The sequence below is a fragment of the Paracoccaceae bacterium genome (assembly GCA_033344815.1).
GTDB lineage: Bacteria > Pseudomonadota > Alphaproteobacteria > Rhodobacterales > Rhodobacteraceae > Roseobacter.
Genome location: JAWPMR010000001.1, coordinates 2,235,388 through 2,254,048, shown reverse-complemented (window position 1 = coordinate 2,254,048; position 18,661 = coordinate 2,235,388). Strand labels below are relative to the sequence as shown.

Genomic DNA, 18,661 nt, shown 5'->3' with positions numbered 1-18,661 from the left:
TATGGCTGACAGTCCAACACTGAACACCGACGGACCGCTTGGGGTAAGCATCAAAGTGGCCGGTGCGGCCACCGCGGATACTTTGATGATTGCATCTGTCAAGGTTTACAAACAGATCAATCGCATCCCAGAAGCGGTGGTGACCATTGAAACCGGCTCAATCCCGGAAAATGACTTTCCGGAAATTGATGGCAAGGATTTCGATCTTGGCAAAGCAATCGAGATTTCCGCCTATTTCGGTGAAAATGATCCGGGACTACTCTTCAAGGGAAAGATATACGGTAAGAGGATGCGCATTCGCGGCCTCAAGCCGCCCCAAATGATCCTTACGTGCCGAGACAATTCAGCTGGATTGAATGTCATCAAACGAACGGCGCAGTTCAAGGAAAAGAATGACAGTGACGCCATGAAACAGGTCATTGGCAATGCCGGGCTCACCGCGGATGTGGCCGCCGGCAAGATGAGCGTTCAGGATCAGGTACAGCACAATAGTACCGATTGGGATTTCCTGAGGATGTTGGCCGATCGCAATGGATTTGTACTTGTGGCCGACGATGGGACAATTAAGGCATCCGAGCCGAATACCAGTGGCTCGGAAGTTTTGACGCTGACCTTGGGCGTAGACATCATTTCCTTTGACGCGGCCGTCGACACCAGTGGGTTGATCGGCGCGGCCTCTGGGATGTCCTGGGATGACAGCACCCAAAAGACGGTCTCAAAGACGGGCGACAATCCACCCGCGCTGGGATGGGGAAACCTGACGGATGCCACATTGTCAGAGATCATCGGGGCGCAGGAGCACAGTTTTGCGGCACCGGATATGATTGAAGCCTCAGACATCGGTGTCATGGCTTCCGCGCGCAGACTGCGGTCTTCGCTTTCTGCGCTGCAAGGGCGGTGCTCCTTTATTGGCAATGCATTGCCCTTGCCTGATACCGTGATTGAAATCGTCGGTGTTGGGGACCGCTTTGGCGGTAAGGCCTACGTCGCCGGGGTGGAACACAAATTAGAGGGCGGAGAGTGGACGACCGAAGTCATCATGGGGCTGCCCGACGGCTGGCGCTCGGATAGTTCTGATTTGGGGGGAGCGGATGCGGCGGCCATCAGCACGCCAATCCCGGGATTGCAGATCGGCAAGGTGGTTCAAATAATCGAGGATCCGGACGCACGCCTGCGGATTCAGATCAAACTACCGATGTTCGGCACCGAGGAAACGCTGGTCTGGGCGCGATATGCGGCGCCCTATTCGTCGGGTCAAGCCGGGATACAGTTCATGCCAGAAAAAGACGACGAGGTTGTTGTAGCCTTTTTCAACGCGGACCCAAATGCGCCGGTGATCCTGGGCTCTTTGCACAATGGATCAAACGAACAGCCCTATGCGCCCGATGATCCAAACACGTTCAAGGCGATCGTCACCAAATCGCAACTGAAAATCGAGTTTGAGGACCAGAAGAAAATTCTGACGCTCGAAACACCAGGCGGTCACAGTGTTGTTTTGAGCGATGACGAAGAGAGCATCGTCATTACGGACAGCAACAGTAACAAAATGCAAATGACCAGCGATGGAATTACACTGGACAGCCCTGGGGACATCACCCTGAAAGCAAAAGGTAAAATTGCGCTTCAGGCGACGGGTGACGCGACTGTCAAAGGGATGAATGTCGAATTGACGGCGCAGACGCAATTCAAGGCTTCGGGCGCTGCTGGTGCGGAAATTTCGTCAAGTGGCCAGACTGTCGTCAAAGGCTCCATCGTGATGATCAATTAGGAGGATATGCGATGCCACCCGCCGCCAGATTGACCGATATGCAAACCTGCCCAATGGTGACGGCGCTTGTGCCACATGTGGGTGGCCCGATCATCGGACCGGGTGAAGCAACGGTATTGATTGTCAGCATGCCAGCCGCAGTTGTCGGGGATAATTGCGTTTGCGTGGGCCCGCCCGCAACGATTGTAAAAGGGTCTGCGACGGTCCTGATCGGCGGCAAGCCTGCTGCACGCTTGGGTGATACCACCTCGCATGGCGGTTCGATTGTTGTGGGTGCCCCGACAGTGATGATCGGAGGCTGAGATGGCGCAAAATGATCCTTCTTTTCTGGGACGTGGGTGGTCTTTTCCGCCCCGGTTTGATGGTCATACCGGGCAGGCCTATCTGTCACAAAGCGAAGAAGATATTGTGGAAAGCCTGCGGATTTTGCTGGAAACCCGGCCGGGTGAGAGGGTCATGCATCCGACTTATGGCTGCAGACTGCATGATCTGGTTTTTGCGCCAATGAATGGCGAGACCGCCGCCGCCATACGGGTTGCGATCACGCAGGCAATTTTGTTCTTTGAGCCGCGCATCACTCTGAAATCCGTTAATGTCGTGACACGGGACTGGGCCGGGGGGGTGTTGAGAATTGAGTTGAGCTATACGGTCAATCAGACCAACACGCGCCACAATATGGTGTTTCCCTACTATATCAACGAAGGCACCTTGGTATCCGATTTGCCCATCCCTGCAGTGTGACGCGCTCTATGGCGAATGCTCTTGATAAACCTTCCGCGTGTCGACCCCGGATAAAACGTCTTTGCGTGATCCTGACGGTTTCGGCGGTGGCACTGACGAGTTGCGGGCCGATTGACGCCTTTAAGTCCAGCGCTGTTGGCGAAAGGCTGGGCCTGGCACCGGTTGAGCCCTGCAACGTCACCAAACTGGAAGGAAAGCGGTTGATAGGGGCCTACCTTCGGCAGGTCACAGCCACGGAAGGCTACGACATGTTCTCGATCACAGGCGTGCCGCGTAGCAGTGGGTTGCCTCGAAATCTAGCATTTGACGACAGTAAGATCCGGCGGCTGTCCCTTTCAGGCGAAGGGGAATTGTCCGGCTCGCGCCGCTCCACTGTAATCCCTCGCGAAGGGTTTCCAAAATCCGACACATTGCCAGCGGTTTACGATATGACCTATCGCGCGGATCGCATTGATTATACGGGCCCGCTTGTGGTCGGAACCAGCGCAGCGGGTTTCGAAATCCCTACGACGGGGCGTGCGTTGTATAGCGGGACAGTGCAGGTTTCACTCACTAATTTTCTCGAAGATGGCACGATCAATACCTCACTGGCACAGGGGAGCTTCAGTGTTGACATTGGCTATGGCTCCGGACGTGCACGTTTCCTGGCCAAGTCGCTGGAGGTGACTGAAGGTGCCGCTCTGCCATTCGACAGCTTGACCTGGGCAAATCTGGGCGTGTGCGGGACACGCGTGATCAGCAGCGGTCAGGGCAGCGTAAAAGTTGTTTCTGAAGAAGGCCGTACCACAAGTCCATTTGCCATCGGCCGATCTGTTGCACCCGCGCGGTCAAATTTCGAGTCCATGCAGTTTGCAAATCAGGAACGTCCCGCACCACCTGATGCCTTTGGTGGTATTTTTTCTATTGAGAGCGATATCGGTACGTTATCAGCCGTCTTCCTCTCTGATAATTCGCTCTAAGCGAGAACGTTTAACTTGCGCGATACACTCGGTTACTGCACTCTACCAGTGGGGGAATTTATGTTACTGATCACTGCGTTGACAGGTGCCTCCGCGCGGCGACCGAAGGTTCGCTGCCATTATACTTGCTCCCAATGCCGTGGTTGGATGTGCTGACAGACTGGAAAAACATAGCGGTCACGCCGGGTGCACTGGATCGGTTGCGCCTGCCGCAGCCTTTAGAAGAACGGTCATTGAAACTTTTGCCGCTAGACTTGGCCCAGTCGTTTTGTCGCGCGGGGAAACACTTGGGCGCGCAGAATGTCCATTTAATCAGCGCCGCCGATGTAGGGCCATGGGCGCGTCTGTTTTTGTCTGAGCCGGCCTATGTTCTTGCCGAGGTACTCTCGTTCCATCCCGAAGATGAGGCGCGCCGGTTTGAAAGGGCAATGGAGGAAGATCCTGACGCGGCCATTCAGCAGATTGGAGATTTGTCGCGGTGCCTTCGGGATTGGCTGGCAAGGATCGAAACGGCACAGCTGACCATTTTTTCAAAACAGATTGCTCAAATCAATGCCGAGGCCGATCTGATCCACCGCCTGAACAGTCTGTCACGCAACAAAAGCAAAGATGTTCTGGCGGCTGTCAAGAGCTGGGGTGTATCCGCACGTGCGCTGTCTGACGATCGTGATGCGTTGCAAAAAGCGCGTGCGATTGAAACAGGGCTGCGTGGCAACCATGCGCTTTTACGCAATACCGTGGCCACCCTCCAACCCATGGCGCAAACCGCTTTTGAGGCCCGTATCGCATCGGGTAACATGGATCCGACGCTGGGGCTTTTGATCGCGGAACTGCGAACTTCCATGTTGGTCGAGACGCAGATCAATGATTTTCTGGATCGGTTCACGCAGTACTATTACCGCGATGTGATTGGTCAGGAACCCGCTGGACCCTCGCGCGAGCGGGTTCTGCTGCATTTGCCAAACAGCCGCCAGTCGGGCGCCTTGGCAAAGGGAACAAAACTTCAGGCCCGCACAGAAACGGGGTCGATCCAACAGTTTGAAACCGAAGCTACTGTGCCTGTCAGTCAGGCGACATTGGCGCAAACTGCGGTCTTGAGCTATGATATGGATCCGCTGATCTCACTCAATGCGACGCTGAACGGGATTAGTGGCGTGCGTGCCGAAGCCTATCCACCGGGCCCTCGGATCAATGCGCAACCGGTCTTTTCACCGACAACCACTGACCCCGTAAGGCTTGGTCTTGATCTTGCTTCGCCGATGTTTGCGCTGGCAGAAGGTGAGCGCTGGATCGAAGTGTCAATCAACATGACGCGACGCAGCGCATTACCTGCGCAATCTACCCATCGACCCGACAGGCCGATGACGAGCACTGGAAAGGACCCGCTGGATCCTGATCTGGTTTTGTCGCTGCGCGAAGACCCGGAGTTGATGGAAGCCTTCAGCCAGTCTGATCTTGACGTAAGCATTGAACGTGTGGCGCGAAAGGTTCAGGCTCTGGCGGCAGAGAGGCGCGTTACACTGTCGCTGTCGCTGGTGTATGAAGTGCTGGCCCATCACGCTCTCAGTGTATCATCGCTGCGTATTCTGCTGGGCCGTATTGTGACTCTCAGTTTGATTGAAACACGCACGTTTCCCAGCGGTGATTACTGGAAGGCGCTGCGCGCAAAAATAGATGTTTGTCGCGCAGAACTGAGCGGCCAATCTGCATTGATGGAGGGACATACCGATCATCAGTCGATGATATTTGATGCGTTTGAGACAACAGACGACGGGACATTCGTTCTGGCATCAGAAGATGTTTTCGAAAAACTGCTCAGTGATGCTTTTGCCATTACATTGAGTACGCAAGAGGGGCCGGTGCATGCATCAGTGACCCAGGTTCTGTCCAATACGCATGCAGGCAATGCCGGGCTGACCCTGAAGCTGAAATTGAACGATACCTTGCCCGCGATTGCAGCGATTGAGCCAGCATCAGCGCCTGTATTGTCACTACGTTACGCTGCCAATGCGCGGGTGTGTCCCGTGTCCTTTTTCGAACGGTATCAGGTCAAGAATTTCGACATTCGGGTGAAGGCGGTAGGGGTAAAGCAGATTGTAGCATTTTCCGATGATGGCCCGGTTGTAACGGACCAGTCCTTCATGCCTTTCGGCGCACGTCCAAAAGATGGCGCTTCGATCTGGGTCGGCTGCATGGAAATGGCAACAAAACCGATCACTGATGTGGGCGTCAACGTGACCTGGGCGGATACGCCAGCCGCGATGGGAGGGTTTGAGGCTCACTATAAAAACTATGCCAAAACCCGAGATGTGCCCGATCCAAAACTGACACTGGCGTTTCTCAGTGGAGATGGCTGGAAAGCGCTGGGTGACAAAGAGCTACCGATGTTTGAACGGTCGGATCTGGGTGAGATCAGTTCTGAATGGACCTTTGACAGCCCGTTATATGCACCCTCAAACCCTGCGAACCGCGAATTGACCGCTCAGGATTTCAGTGCGCGTCAGAAAATACCTGCGGGGATGATCAGCTTGACCCTGACCGGCACCGCCAACGGGTTTCTGGCAGATGAGTATCCGTTTGCTTTGGTCAAGGCGATGCGTCCGAGACTTTTGCCTGCACCGGTTTTACCGCCGCGTCCTGTACCGTCTGCGCCCTATGTGCCGCGTATTTCCACTATCTCACTTTCATATACGGCACATGCAAAGATAGAGATAAACGCGCCGCAAACCGCAAGGTTGGGCGAGAAGGTCGTGCAAGTGGGGCCTTTCGGGCAGGTCGAAGTATTTCCCAAAAGAACGTTGCGCAGTATATCGCTGTTTCCCCCCCGGCTTGGATACGGACATCTTTTCATTCAGATCAGCGGCCGCGATGCGACGGGGCCTTTGACATTGTTGTTCAACGTTGCGGATAAAGGGCATCTGCGCCGGGTGCCTGAGCCGAACCCGGTCGACTGGTATTATCTGACGTTTACGGGATGGGCGCCTCTCCCCGCGACAGCCATTGCATCAGACAGTACTGCCGACCTTATGCGGTCCGGACTTGTTGCGATCAACTTGCCCGAGGATGCAATCAAGGTGACCTCGGAAATGCCCAATGAGGGCGCATGGCTTGCGGCTGTGGCCACAAAGCCCGACCTGAGCGTGTTTCCCAGTGTCACTTCAATTGATATCAATGGCGTCTGGTCGCTTTGTACTGATGCCAGCTACGACGGGTCGGATACGGCGCGTGCCTGGAATTTCGAACCCGCTCAGGCGGGTCTGTCAGCGCCCGTTGAAGTGCCGGTTGCTGCTGACGTTCGTCCCCCGGAAACAATACGTGATTTCACCGCTCGGGTAGGTGAGCGGTTACGTCATCGCAAGCGCGCCGTCACGCCCTGGGACGTTGAACGGCTCGTTCTGGATGCCTTTCCTGAAGTCTGGATGGTCAAATGCCTGCCGCATCTGGATCGCCGCTCCCCTCAACCAGCCCCCGGGCAGGTGACAGTTGTCGTGGTGCGAAAACCGCCTGTTATTAAGGCAGACGCGCCGATAACGCCGCTGGTCTTTGATGTGGCAACCCTGCAGCGGATACGGGATCATCTGACCCGGCTTGGTTCGGAATTTGCCACATATGACATCGTCAACCCCAGCTTTGAGCGTCTGCATGTGCGGGCCAGTCTGGTCTTTGATCGTGACCGGGATGATGGGGCGATGGCGCAACGCCTCAAAACGCATCTGAACCGGTATCTCTCCGTTTGGACAGCACCTGATCCACTGAAACGTTTCGGCTGGTCTTTGAATGTCAAACTGCTGCGCGCGCATATCAATGCGCTTGATTACGTGCACCGCATAAATGACTTTTCCGTGCTGCACCTCGCGTCTGATGATGCGGGCACACATGTCCTCATGGACACTGCGCAGTCTGATACGCGTGGGCCGCATGGGCCCTGGATCACCGCAGCCCAACCGTGGAGCCTGCCGTTGTCAGCTACCGATCACGCGCTGAAGCCACTTCTAAGAACTAACGACGACCGACCGACGCAAAGCGGTATTGGACGGTTGTCAATTGGCGACATGCTCATCGTGGGCCAGGGGACTAATTCGTGACAAAACAAGATCGTACGACGCTCAAATCCTTTTTCCGCGAAGGCGCTCTGCCGACAGCAGAGCACTATCGCGATCTGATCGACAGTAATGTAAATACTGTCGAAGATGGGTATTCCAAAACTGCGATAGACGGTTTGAACCTGAATTCTGTCGGGACGTCTTTGCGCGTAATGAGCCTGTATCAGGGGCTCAGCACGCCGACACCGTCATGGACCATCGAGCATGGTTCAACAACTTCCGGTCAGGCACCCGGCGCATTGCATTTCAAACCACAGCAAGGAGCACAGGCGAACCAGCTTGACAACGATGCGCCTCAGACCAAAGCACGGGGTTTGAGCCTGACGCGTGACGGAAGAGCAGGTCTGGACGCCGAAAACCCTGCATGGCGGCTCGACGTCAATGGCGTGGCCCGAATGGCGGGGCGGGTGGGTATGCCATCACCTGATATTGCGCATATCCCGGCCGATGGCAAATGGCATGATATTACGTCCGCGATGACCGGTTGCCAGGCCTTTGAAGTCATGGCAGGCGCAGGGGCTGAAGTGAATGCCGGTCACTATGCGATGCTACATGCGATCGCGATGAACGCATTTCATCCCCGAAACCCGATCCTGAACTGGATGTTTGGTCGCCGTCGTATTCGCGCGCAAACCGCAGTCTATGGCAGCTATGCGGACCGGCTGAAACTGCGTTGGGTGGCGACAGATGAGCGTCATCACTTCAAACTGCAACTGCGCTCAAATGCAAACTACGGTGCAGGCAAGAATATTCGCTACTACCTGACACGCTTGTGGTTCGATTCCCTGATGGAGGGATCACGCCGTAACACCGACAGGGATGAGGGGTTGTTATGACCTCACCGCCTGCCCCCAAGGATTTTGATACGCTGCGTCGATCAGCGATTGGGTTTGCGCAGGCCGCCTCTGGCAACATCTGGACCGATTACAACCTTCATGACCCCGGTGTTACTCTGTTGGAACAGACTTGTTTTGCATTGAGTGAAGTGTCGTTTCAGGCCGTCCACAGCACGGCTGATTTACTGACGAACGACAGAGGCGATATTCGATTCAACGGATTATCGCTGTTTTTGCCGTCGCAGGTCTTGCCGGGTGATCCGGTAACGATGCTCGATCTGGCGACAGAACTTACCGAAGTAGATGGAATTTCGCGTGTTCTGGTGTCTCGTGGACCGCGTTCAGGGCTATTTGATGCGGTTGTCATCCCTGCGCGCTCTGCTCATGGCGAAACGATACAAAACCATCGTGAGCAGGCCAAAAAGAAAGTTCGCACTGCCTTTCGATCCCGGCGGCCTTTGGCCTGTGATCTTAATCGTCTCTATGTGGCGAAACGTATGTCTGCAATGCTTACTGGGAGCGTCAAAATAACCGCGACGGCCATTCCGGAACGGGTTGCAGCAGAAATATACTTTCATGTCTCTGCGATTCTACGGGGACAGGCGGTTGGGCACCGGGCCAATGAAGGGGCCACGCGTCAGACAGTTTATGATCATCCTCAGGCCTTTTTGCATGCGCCTTCTGATCAGGATAGCAGCGTCCCGAACCTTGAGGATTACCTGGCCGACTTTCGCGAGATTCCCGGAGTCATTGATGTGTCCACGTTCTCTCTGTCAAGTCAGCCCATCACGCCGCGCGACGGGGAAGATCCGGCAGAAGCCTATTACCTTGATCTGACGTTGCCGGAAACTGTCGCTGATATTGAGTTGGAACTGACGCTGGACGATGTGCCCTTGAAACTGGATCCGAGTCAGATCCTTGAAGAGTTCGTACGGGTTTCGGCAGAACATATCGCACAGGCGCAGCATCACCTCAAAGCCGATGATTGGCTCCCGCCCACTGCGGGCCAGCGTCGCAACTTCGATCAGGTGCCCGTCGATGCCTTGTTGCCGGGTGTCTATGTGGCTGGTGCCAAGACGTCGACCGAAGCAAGCTTGCTGGCGCGCTATCGCTCAGCGGTGAACGCGCATCTGGCTGAAATGTCAGGGACATTACGGGATTTGCCCGCTTTTCTGACTGCCACCACGGATGCGGCTTCCGACGACCCCGCCGTTCAACGCCACCGCGTCGATTTGTTGGACTATCTGATCGCCCATCAGGGCGAAGAAATGCCTGTCACGCGCCACGCAGGGCTTCATACTTATCGCAGCGCTGCCGATCGGGCATTCTTTGATATCCGTTGGCGCCTCGATTTTCTCGCAGCACTACCTTACTTTAACCGGGGTCGCGGCACGGGTCCTGACGGTGAGGTTCCCGGTGCGTTTCTTGCAAAGTTTCGCCTGCTAGCGGATCTGGATCACCACAGCAATCTGGCTCAGGAGATGGTCAGATTTGACCTTTCGCTTCAGTTTGACAACGAAGGCTTCGAGCCTGACTACCCACGCAACGCATTGAAACTGCCTGATGATCCCTTCGACATGCTGGTCCCGCATGATCCAGTTGCACAACAATTGCCGGAAGCCGATCTGTTGCACGCCAGCCCTTGGATCGTGGATGGCAAGTGTTCCCCGGACTTGTTCTTGCGCGCCGCCGATCCGCGGTCGTTTATTGTGTCGCGAACCGAGGAAAATTCCCATGCGGTCTTCTTTGACTCAGGCGATGAAACCCATCTCTATTTGTGTGAAATGTTTCCAAGTGCGCAGGCGGCAAAAATATTCACACAGCGCATGCGCGCAAGTTGGCGGGCGATCCACGCAAATTCAGAAGGTGCGTTCCTCATCGAAGATATTCTGCTGCGCAGTGTCAGCAGTGATTTCAGCCCCAACACTGCAACACTTGTGTTGACCGGGTGGACGGCACGTAGCAGCCAACCGACATATCGCGCCTATGTGGAGCGATTGATCGAGACTCTCTCTCCGGCCCATCTGAGGATTGTACCGTATTGGCTCAGTCAACCGGAAATGGCGCGTTTCGAGGTGTTGCATGAACGGTATCTGCAAGATGACGCTGACGCCAAACGTGAATTGCGCGCCTTACTGTCCGAGGGGCGGGCCGTGACATGAGTTCGGGTGCTGCTCAAAAAACAATGGCTGGAGAGCCCGTGCATTCCGTTGGCACAATGGTGATCGACTTTGACGTGGTCTCCGGAAATGGTCCACTCGCAACGCCCGAAGCTATACTCTCACATACCAGAACGCAGTTGCTACCAGTATTGGAGCAAGTATTAGAAGATCTTTCCGATTCTGGTGCGCAGGCAAGGGCCGAGGTGCTGGAAATTGATTTGGGTGACTGGCCCGAGGACCCGATATGGAGCGATGTGCGCCGCAGTTTTTCAGAAAAGCTGTTGAGTGCTCTGCGACCTTATCTGAGATCGCCGCGTAAAACTGAATTTGCGACGGATGAAGATGCCAAAGCCGATGTGGCGGATGAACCCACCGGTCAGAAATCGGCTCAAAGCGGTCGTCCTGATACGACCGAACCACCTGAGCAATACGGAACTGTTTCGGGTGTTGCGAAAGATGAGGCCGCGTGTCTCATAGCATACCTGGCGCGCTTACGTCTGTTAATGCGTGGGCAGGTAGACGCTGCGCGCCGGGCAGCCATGTCCCGTGCGATCGCAGCTTTGGTTGGGGTTGAAAAGCCTGGTACGGGACCGGATTGGTCGCTTCAAGGTGCAGTTTCAGAAGCTGTTCGCTCGTTAGATGCCGAGGCACAGTCGGTACTTCGCACGCTGATTGGGTCTCAAGAACGATCGACCGGTTTGAAAATAATAGATCGGAAACCGTCTTACACGAACCCGTCAGAGGGTGTGTCAGAAAACCTCGCGGCTGCGGCACCGTCCCAGCAGAAAACTGCGCGCGAGCCTAACGGCGGTAAATCAGACGACGCAAAGAAGGACTTCGCGAAAGTTCCCAAGGCGTTGTGGGACGATCAGGATCACGCGGACCCATCTCAGCTGATACATCAGGCCAAGCGTTTGAATACCCCTCAAAGCGTCTCGCGAAACGCGCTGGCGAGCGAACAGGCTGGCTCGGATGTGCCACAAGAAACGGAGCGTGACATTGCCGATACACTGGTGGAACAACTTGCCGCCGTTACAAGACGTGCGCAGATGATAGAAGGACCGTTGGCACAATTGATCCAGAAATCCGGTACGCCGCAGCCTTTGGCCGCAGAGCGTGCCCACGCGCTTGCGCCGCATATTGCAATGCTGTCCTTAGATGTGGTTCAGGACGAACCTGCGTTGCGAACATCCGCATCGAATGAGGATCAGGAGACGGGCCGCAATCGACGTGCAGAGCAGACATCACGTGATACTGCGCGTCGGTCACCCTCTGCTACGGATCATCAAGCCTCACGATCTGATCCAAATCCTGTTCCGACCGGCCAACTTCAGGCACCCACCGAACCCGATATCTCACCAGACGATCAGATTAAAGTACGACAGGATTATCATGATCCGCCGATCCATGCGCATGACTCAGCACCTGATCGAAATCGCGTGCAAGCGGATCCAAATATTGTTCAGCGGGGTCATAAAACGGCGCGAGCGGATCGTGAGACAAAACCGCTTGATCCCGGCGAGGAAGAGTTCAACCAACATGATGCGCCGATGGATCGGATGTTTCATCCCCAACCTTTGACTGTCTCAGACCCCGATCTTTGGATGCGTCTGTTAATCGCAGCGGGCCATCCACGAGAGGACGTTCTGGAAGCACTCGCCGTTATTTATGGCTCAGAGTCCGAAGGTCCCGATGCATCGCCCGCCGCTCTCGAAACACCAACAGGACAAACTGCAAAGGCGAAACCGAAGGAAGGGGATCCTTCTTCGCTGTTAAGTGAAACAGAGTTGCTGCGCAGTTTGCAAGATCTGGCGCGGGATCAGGAAAGGCAGATCAACCCTGGAAAACAAATTCCAAACGAGGATAATCCGCAGCATGTCGAAGGAATTGATGTGCCTGCAAAGGCGATAGATCAAACATCGGACAGTATTGGGCTCGCGGGTGCGGCGTCGTCTGGGCAAAGTAACTTCACCAAAGGTGCGAAGGAACTGCAGCCGCGATCACTCCGTGAACCCATCGTGTCGACAATTACGTCCGTTGCCGAAGAGATAGATTTCCAAAGTGGCAAGTATTGGCGGGCCGTATTTGATATGATTTGGCGTGCCTTGCCAATTGACCCCCAAGACGCGAACAGCCTGGGTGTCGGCAGTCGTGCAGCAGAAAATGTCGCAGAACCTGCACCGCTCGGAGACAGCCGATCCAATTCGGAGATCGAAACACCTGGTCTTGTCGCGCCAATGTCTAAGCAATCGAGCTCGTCGCAAACCATTTCACCTGACGGCAGTTCCAATGAAATGCTGGAACCGGATGCTTTGACGGCGAAACTAAATCAGGATGCTGCTGACGCAGAAGCCTCACCGGTATCGGATCCAAAATCTACGGAGCCATCACTTAAGGCACCTCGCAGGCCTGGAGGCGATCAATCAGGTGAGCCACGTGCCGAGTCAAAACCATGGATCGAAGCATCCGCGGAAAATCAGGGCGCAAAGGTATCCAACAACAAGATCCATTCCAGTGCCGAGCTTGAGGTCCAATCAGCAACTGATCGCCCAGAAGTAAACCAAAATGTGGATTCGCCTGAACAGGACCTGCCCCTGACCGTTGAGCAGAACCATAACACTGACCATATCCGCGCGATTATGGCGTTGGTAACGGCGCCGCGCGGTCCGGATGATCGATTTGAGGCATTTTTGGAAGCGCGCATCGCAGACCTGTTTCCGGACATCCCAAAACGGCGCAATGCGTTGCGCCAGGTTGCGGCGCGACTGAGTTACAGCGATAGGATGTACCCGCCGCATCTGCGGCAGATTGCCCTGTCATCAATTGAACAGCTTTTGTCCGTGCTGACATCTGCAAAAGCGCCCTCCGAAGGTGACGCTTGTACGGAAACGGATCGAACAGGCCGCGTGGATCAAGATGCTCACCCCGCCTCACCCGCGCGGGCCTTTTTGTCTGAGCGGGGCGGGTTGATCCTGTTCCATCCCTATCTGCCTATGCTGTTTGAACGTCTGGCGCTTTTGGATGAAAAACGCCAGATTCCAAAGGAAAACATGCCTGCGGCGCGACGCGCGTTGCAAGTCATTGCTGATCAGGAAGCACCGCAAGATCAGCCGACCGATCCGGTGGAAAAGATGCTTCTGGGACTTCCGCAGAATTGGGCACTCCCATCAACGCATGTTTTGACGCCATCTGATGTGGCCCTGATCAATAGTCTGTTGGTGTCGGTCATTGAACGATGGGGTGCATTGGGACAAACGTCAGCAGACGGCTTGCGCGAAGCCTTCATTCGTCGAAACGCCGTGTTGAAACAGCAAGAAACAGGTTGGATTTTGCGTGTCGACATCGGCCCGTTTGATATGTTGCTGGATAGGTTGCCATGGAGTTTTGGCACCATCGCTTTGCCGTGGATGCCCGAACCTTGCATAGTGCATTGGAGAGACAGCGATGTCTGATGCCGCCCTTTTTACCATTCCAAACAGCGTGCCTGCACAAATTCACGCACAGGCGATCACTGCCGAATTGGCGTGGCTTTCAAATGTGATCGAAACGCGACTAAAGCACTTCTTCGCGGGTAAAGATGTTGATTTTCAAATGGAAAGCCCGCCAGAGTTACCGCCCGCTTCTGCGTTGGCACAATTGGTTCACCGCGCCAAACTGACGGTCCACGCTCGTTTGATCCTGGCTCTGGCACTTGCACCGCATGTGCACTCTTCCATCCTTGATCCATTCTTTGTCAAAAATACACCGATCGATCGTGTATTTTCCCAGTTTGGGGGCGTGATCAGTGAACATGCCTTTCATCCCACGGCGGAAACGGCGCTTTTTCTGGTAGCTGGCGCGGATCCGACCGCGCGGATTGGCGCAATGCACTATTTCGACGTGGATAATCCGCTGCGCCAGATCGCTGGGCTGGATTTGGGTACAACAACCAACACCGTATTCGCCGCGACGCTTCAATTGCCGGTGCACCGTGTGGTGGCATTGTGCGAAGGTTCAGCCCCGAAGCCGGATTTTTCGCCCAACTTTCCTGCGAAGCGGTTGCAAACGGGACTTGACTGGGACGACCTCGCCTTGCCCCGCGATTTACAACACAATCTGGACCATATTATTGCGTGGCTGGAAAACCGGGATCAGATTCTTGGGGATTGGGGGCTATCCCGCCAGTTGGGAGATGGCTTCAAGGCGCTGTTCTATGGTCCACCCGGCACGGGCAAAACGTTGACGGCATCACTTTTGGGTAAGCGTACCGGCCTAGATGTGTACCGCGTGGATTTATCCATGGTCGTTTCAAAATACATCGGCGAGACCGAGAAAAACCTTGGTGTTGTCTTTGATATGGCCGCGGAACGCGAATGGATCCTGTTTTTTGACGAAGCAGACGCGCTTTTTGGCAGCCGCACCGCAACCACTTCTTCAAATGACCGATATGCAAATCAGGAGGTTTCCTATTTGCTGCAGCGAATTGAGGATTGCCGCAGTCTGGTTATTCTTGCCACCAACCTGCGTGGCAATATTGACGATGCGTTTTTCCGGCGGTTCCAAATGGCGCTGGGTTTCTCGCGACCCGACCCGGAACAACGCAAAAAAATCTGGTCAGGCTTGTTGGCGCAGGTCCCATTGGCCGCAGATGTGGACATTGCCAAGATCGCGCAGGCGCATGCGCTGGTCGGCGGATCCATTACCAATGTGGTACGCCACGCAGCGATTACGGCACTGCGGCGCAAGTCTGCGACTGTGTCCAGCAAGGATATTCAAAGCGCTATTGCCAGTGAAATGCGCAAAGAAGGACGCACAGCATGACCCTGTTGATCCGGTTTCTGTTTGCAATTTTCACGATGATCATCAGTGCTTTGCCTGGCGCTTCCTACGCTCAGGAAAATGATCCGGGGTTTTGCGGGCCGCTTTTCGCCACCTTGTCGGCGGATGATTTGTTCACCTCCCAGACGCGCGCGGAATTCAGCGAACGGATCAGTGATCAAAGCCAATCCACACTTTTTGCAACCATGCAGAGCGGGTTAGCCACCGGCCTTCAGGACAGTAGCCGGTTTTTGACCGACGGCACATGGGGGGATTATACGCGCAATAGTCTGGCACGCCTATGCACGCAGATACCCGGACTCACCTCCGAAAACGGTGCTGCGGAAACAGTTAAATTGGCGGTCGAATTTGGCGAACTGACATCCTACGTGCCGTTTTGGCGGGGGCGTCTGACGGCTGTAGATGGATTCATTCCGCTGACACCAGAAGACACGCCCGACATGACCTTATTGCGTCTTGCGGGTCCGCCCGCCGAAACGGCGGCTGTTCTGCGCCCGGCGGCTGGCACGTCTTGTGATGACCTTTCTGGAGCTGCACTCTCCGAACAGGCGCAGACGGCTTTTGACATTCTGGCTTTGGATGAAACACTCGAAGATCTTTGCACCGTCATGCCCGTGGTGGCGGGAGGCTCTGGTTTTCCGGATGCGCTGGAAACCTACGGCCAACTTGAAGCCGCCTTTCCTGGTGCGCTTGATGATTTGCAGGATCCCGCCTTTGCCCGGTGGATGGCAAAGGATCTGCAGAGGCGCCTTTTTTTGCTGGTCGGGACACGCCATACGGTGATGTCCTTGCTGGCGGATTTTGCCAAGATGAAACCCGTCGAGGAAGTGGATCACGCTTCAGACGAGCCCGCTTCATGTCGGATGACCTCGGATCCGACCACACTTACGTTTTACAGCTTTGATCAGCCACAGCTGGATCAATTGGTGCAGACTGTCGATGTGGCGGGCTTGTTGGCGCCATTGGCTGAGCAAAGCTTTTCCAGCGCTGAACTCCTTGATGGCGCACTTCGCGCGGCACTTGGTGAGGCGCTTGATCCGTGCGCTTTGGACAGGATCAGCCAATTGGTTTTGAACGCGGATCAACTTGGCCTGCGTTTCCAGCTTGATCCTGAACGTGTGGCGGGTTTCGTGCTCAATCCTGACCTACTGGACAGCGCCCCCATCCTGGAACCACTAACGGGCGTGAAGGTCGCCAATCGTGATGATCTGATCGCGGGATTGGAAGTGAACCTTTCAAACGCATTGACTGATGCTTTGAATACGCAGATCGAGGCGGCAGCAGATTTGCTGAGCAGTGCGGCAGAAGAAATCACCGAGACGCTTGATGAGCCCCGCGTGGATCCTGAGAACTTTGATCCACTCGAATTGCCGCCATTGATCGGGGTGACGGACGCGAGCGTTACAGCGGCGCTCCAAACCATCACCAACGACGTATTCACGCAGGCAATATATGACGGCCCTTTCCTGATTGGGACCAACGTAGAACTGATAAAAGCGGATGTCAGAGCACTCTTGCGTCCTCTGGTTCCAGATCAGGTAAATGACATGGTAACGCAGGATATGGCCCTGATTGAAGCGGCCATCAGCAGTGACTGGCAGTTGACCCCGGATTTGTTGGACGAGATTCTAATGCTGCCGGATGTGGCGCAGGCTGCTGATGATCCGACCGCCGCCAAACTGGAAGAGCGGATGCAAAGCCTCCTGCGCATCACCTATCCCACTGAACGCCTGTTTCGTGCGGCCCTCGGTTCGATCCCCGCCGCGACTGGTCAACCGGTGGATACCCCTTTGTCGCCGGCACTGATGACCCGCGCGACCGTCATTGCCGAAACGACCGTAGAAAACGCCTCGGACCCGCGTCTGACCGGAGACTTCGCGATAGCGGATTGCAACTGTGTGCCCGAACGCAACCTGCCGGACAACAGCAACGTTTATGGCTTCTATCCATTTTGGTTCGCGCCGCTTGAAGAGGCGCCAAGTGATACTGAGGAAGAGCCACCAGTGCTCGAAGTGATTGATTTCGGGCTGATAAGTCGCGTTGCTTTTTATGGGTTGGAATTGCGGTTTGAATTCCCACAGGCTGCATCAGGAGACCGGAACCTGCGGCTGAATAACGTGACACATTGGGTCAATATGAGGCGTGATTTCATCAACAGTGCGCATCAGCATCGCGCCGAGGTGGACCTGTCTTTTGATTTGCGCAGTTGGGCGGAGTGGTCGGAGCAGGAGATTTCCTACGCGGTTGAACGCATCGTTGACCATTCCAGTCCTATTGAGCGCTTTCGCGATAGATCGATCGCGGGTGTCAAAAGCGCTATTCCCACGCTCTTTGACACAATGCAGCCTGACGGCGTGACGCTGATTTTCGAAGACTATACGGGGCGGCCGAACGATGACGTCAACGTCACAAAGATGATCAGAATTATTCGTCAGGTCCAGAATGAATTAGAACCGCGCGGCCAGACTGTGAATGTGGCGTTTGATTTTTCGCTGATCGATGTGGAACCCAGCGAAGCCCTTATGAACGACCTTCGCGAACTGCTCATCCCGGGTGAAGATGGTGAAAAAACCGTAGATAAAATTCTGGTTTTTCTGGAGCGCCCCACGACAGAAACCAAAAAGAACCTGCGTGCGCGTATGGACCGGGGGAATTTCAGAGGGACAGAGAGGTCCACTGTTCTGCGTAGTCTGATCCCTGTCATTCCACCAAGTGCGCATGAATTGGTCAAGCAACGTCCCCTGAAAGGGCAAGACTCCGATCCTAACGCGGAGGCCTTCAGTCAGTTTCTGGACGACGTGGTCTATTTTCAGGACAATTTCGCCGGTATTGGCTTCTGGCCCATCCCTCAATTAAGCGACCCTGAAACCCCAACGATCGCGCGCATCATAGCAACCGAGTGGAATGCATCGACACTGCCGACCCAATTGGCTTTCGCGCAGGGCACCTTTGATCAGGTTTGCACCTGGTCCTGTCCACGCAGAGCTTACATCGCGCTAGTGACAATAGCAGTTTTTGCGGTGGTTGTACTGCTAGTCTGGCGGTCATTTTATAGTGGTCTGATCGACAAGATCGCGTTCAAGGTGGGTGTCGTACGCATCGGCGTGGCCGGTATTCTGGCTATGCTGTTGGTGCTGACGGCCTGCGATCACAAAGCTGTCTGGCCACAGATCTTTCTCAGCGCTTTGATTGTTGTGCTGTTGTTGACCTTGCTGTTCAATTTCATCCAGCGTGCGCGAAACGGGCCCAAACCCTGAACCGGACGCTTGCCGCA

10 protein-coding genes are annotated in these 18,661 nt (G+C 55.1%); all 10 read left to right on the top strand.

All coding sequences use genetic code 11. The features are described from left to right. Nucleotide 1: 1 nt before the first annotated feature. The 10 genes from R8G34_10495 (at nt 2) to R8G34_10450 (ending at nt 18,644) form a co-directional block, all read left to right on the top strand. Nucleotides 2-1,768, top strand: coding sequence for a phage baseplate assembly protein V (locus R8G34_10495; GenBank protein MDW3223299.1), 1,767 nt, complete (start codon nt 2-4; stop codon nt 1,766-1,768). Nucleotides 1,769-1,779: 11 nt separating this feature from the next. Beyond that, complete coding sequence (locus R8G34_10490) at nt 1,780-2,070, top strand: PAAR domain-containing protein (protein MDW3223298.1); 291 nt, start codon at nt 1,780-1,782, stop codon at nt 2,068-2,070. A gap of 1 nt (nt 2,071) precedes the next feature. Next, entirely contained in the window at nt 2,072-2,509 is a 438-nt protein-coding gene (locus tag R8G34_10485; GenBank protein ID MDW3223297.1) for a GPW/gp25 family protein, read from the top strand. 8 nt (nt 2,510-2,517) lie between these two features. After that, the gene (locus R8G34_10480) at nt 2,518-3,468 is read left to right on the top strand and encodes a hypothetical protein (GenBank protein ID MDW3223296.1); all 951 of its coding nucleotides are present in this window, start codon (nt 2,518-2,520) and stop codon (nt 3,466-3,468) included. A gap of 134 nt (nt 3,469-3,602) precedes the next feature. Next, a complete protein-coding gene (locus tag R8G34_10475) occupies nt 3,603-7,553 on the top strand; it encodes a hypothetical protein (protein MDW3223295.1) in 3,951 nt (1,316 codons plus the stop codon). Next, on the top strand, nt 7,550-8,407 hold the full coding sequence (locus tag R8G34_10470; GenBank protein ID MDW3223294.1) for a hypothetical protein: 858 nt from the start codon (nt 7,550-7,552) through the stop codon (nt 8,405-8,407). Before R8G34_10475 ends, R8G34_10470 begins: the two co-directional genes overlap by 4 nt. Further along, the gene (locus tag R8G34_10465) at nt 8,404-10,569 is read left to right on the top strand and encodes a hypothetical protein (GenBank protein MDW3223293.1); all 2,166 of its coding nucleotides are present in this window, start codon (nt 8,404-8,406) and stop codon (nt 10,567-10,569) included. The genes R8G34_10470 and R8G34_10465 overlap by 4 nt, the downstream gene beginning before the upstream one ends. Beyond that, complete coding sequence (locus R8G34_10460) at nt 10,566-14,021, top strand: contractile injection system tape measure protein (GenBank protein ID MDW3223292.1); 3,456 nt, start codon at nt 10,566-10,568, stop codon at nt 14,019-14,021. Before R8G34_10465 ends, R8G34_10460 begins: the two co-directional genes overlap by 4 nt. Beyond that, the gene (locus R8G34_10455; GenBank protein ID MDW3223291.1) at nt 14,014-15,369 is read left to right on the top strand and encodes an ATP-binding protein; all 1,356 of its coding nucleotides are present in this window, start codon (nt 14,014-14,016) and stop codon (nt 15,367-15,369) included. The genes R8G34_10460 and R8G34_10455 overlap by 8 nt, the downstream gene beginning before the upstream one ends. Continuing rightward, nucleotides 15,366-18,644: a hypothetical protein gene (locus R8G34_10450; GenBank protein MDW3223290.1), complete on the top strand. Its 3,279-nt coding sequence runs from the start codon at nt 15,366-15,368 to the stop codon at nt 18,642-18,644. Before R8G34_10455 ends, R8G34_10450 begins: the two co-directional genes overlap by 4 nt. Nucleotides 18,645-18,661 lie beyond the last annotated feature (17 nt).

Excerpts from the sequence above, each read along its gene's own strand:
- R8G34_10495 (MDW3223299.1), top strand. The coding sequence starts at position 2 with ATGGCTGACAGTCCAACACTGAACACCGACGGACCGCTTGGGGTAAGC.
- R8G34_10490 (MDW3223298.1), top strand. The coding sequence starts at position 1,780 with ATGCCACCCGCCGCCAGATTGACCGATATGCAAACCTGCCCAATGGTG.
- R8G34_10485 (MDW3223297.1), top strand. The coding sequence starts at position 2,072 with ATGGCGCAAAATGATCCTTCTTTTCTGGGACGTGGGTGGTCTTTTCCG.
- R8G34_10480 (MDW3223296.1), top strand. The coding sequence starts at position 2,518 with ATGGCGAATGCTCTTGATAAACCTTCCGCGTGTCGACCCCGGATAAAA.
- R8G34_10475 (MDW3223295.1), top strand. The coding sequence starts at position 3,603 with ATGCCGTGGTTGGATGTGCTGACAGACTGGAAAAACATAGCGGTCACG.
- R8G34_10465 (MDW3223293.1), top strand. The coding sequence starts at position 8,404 with ATGACCTCACCGCCTGCCCCCAAGGATTTTGATACGCTGCGTCGATCA.
- R8G34_10460 (MDW3223292.1), top strand. The coding sequence starts at position 10,566 with ATGAGTTCGGGTGCTGCTCAAAAAACAATGGCTGGAGAGCCCGTGCAT.
- R8G34_10455 (MDW3223291.1), top strand. The coding sequence starts at position 14,014 with ATGTCTGATGCCGCCCTTTTTACCATTCCAAACAGCGTGCCTGCACAA.
- R8G34_10450 (MDW3223290.1), top strand. The coding sequence starts at position 15,366 with ATGACCCTGTTGATCCGGTTTCTGTTTGCAATTTTCACGATGATCATC.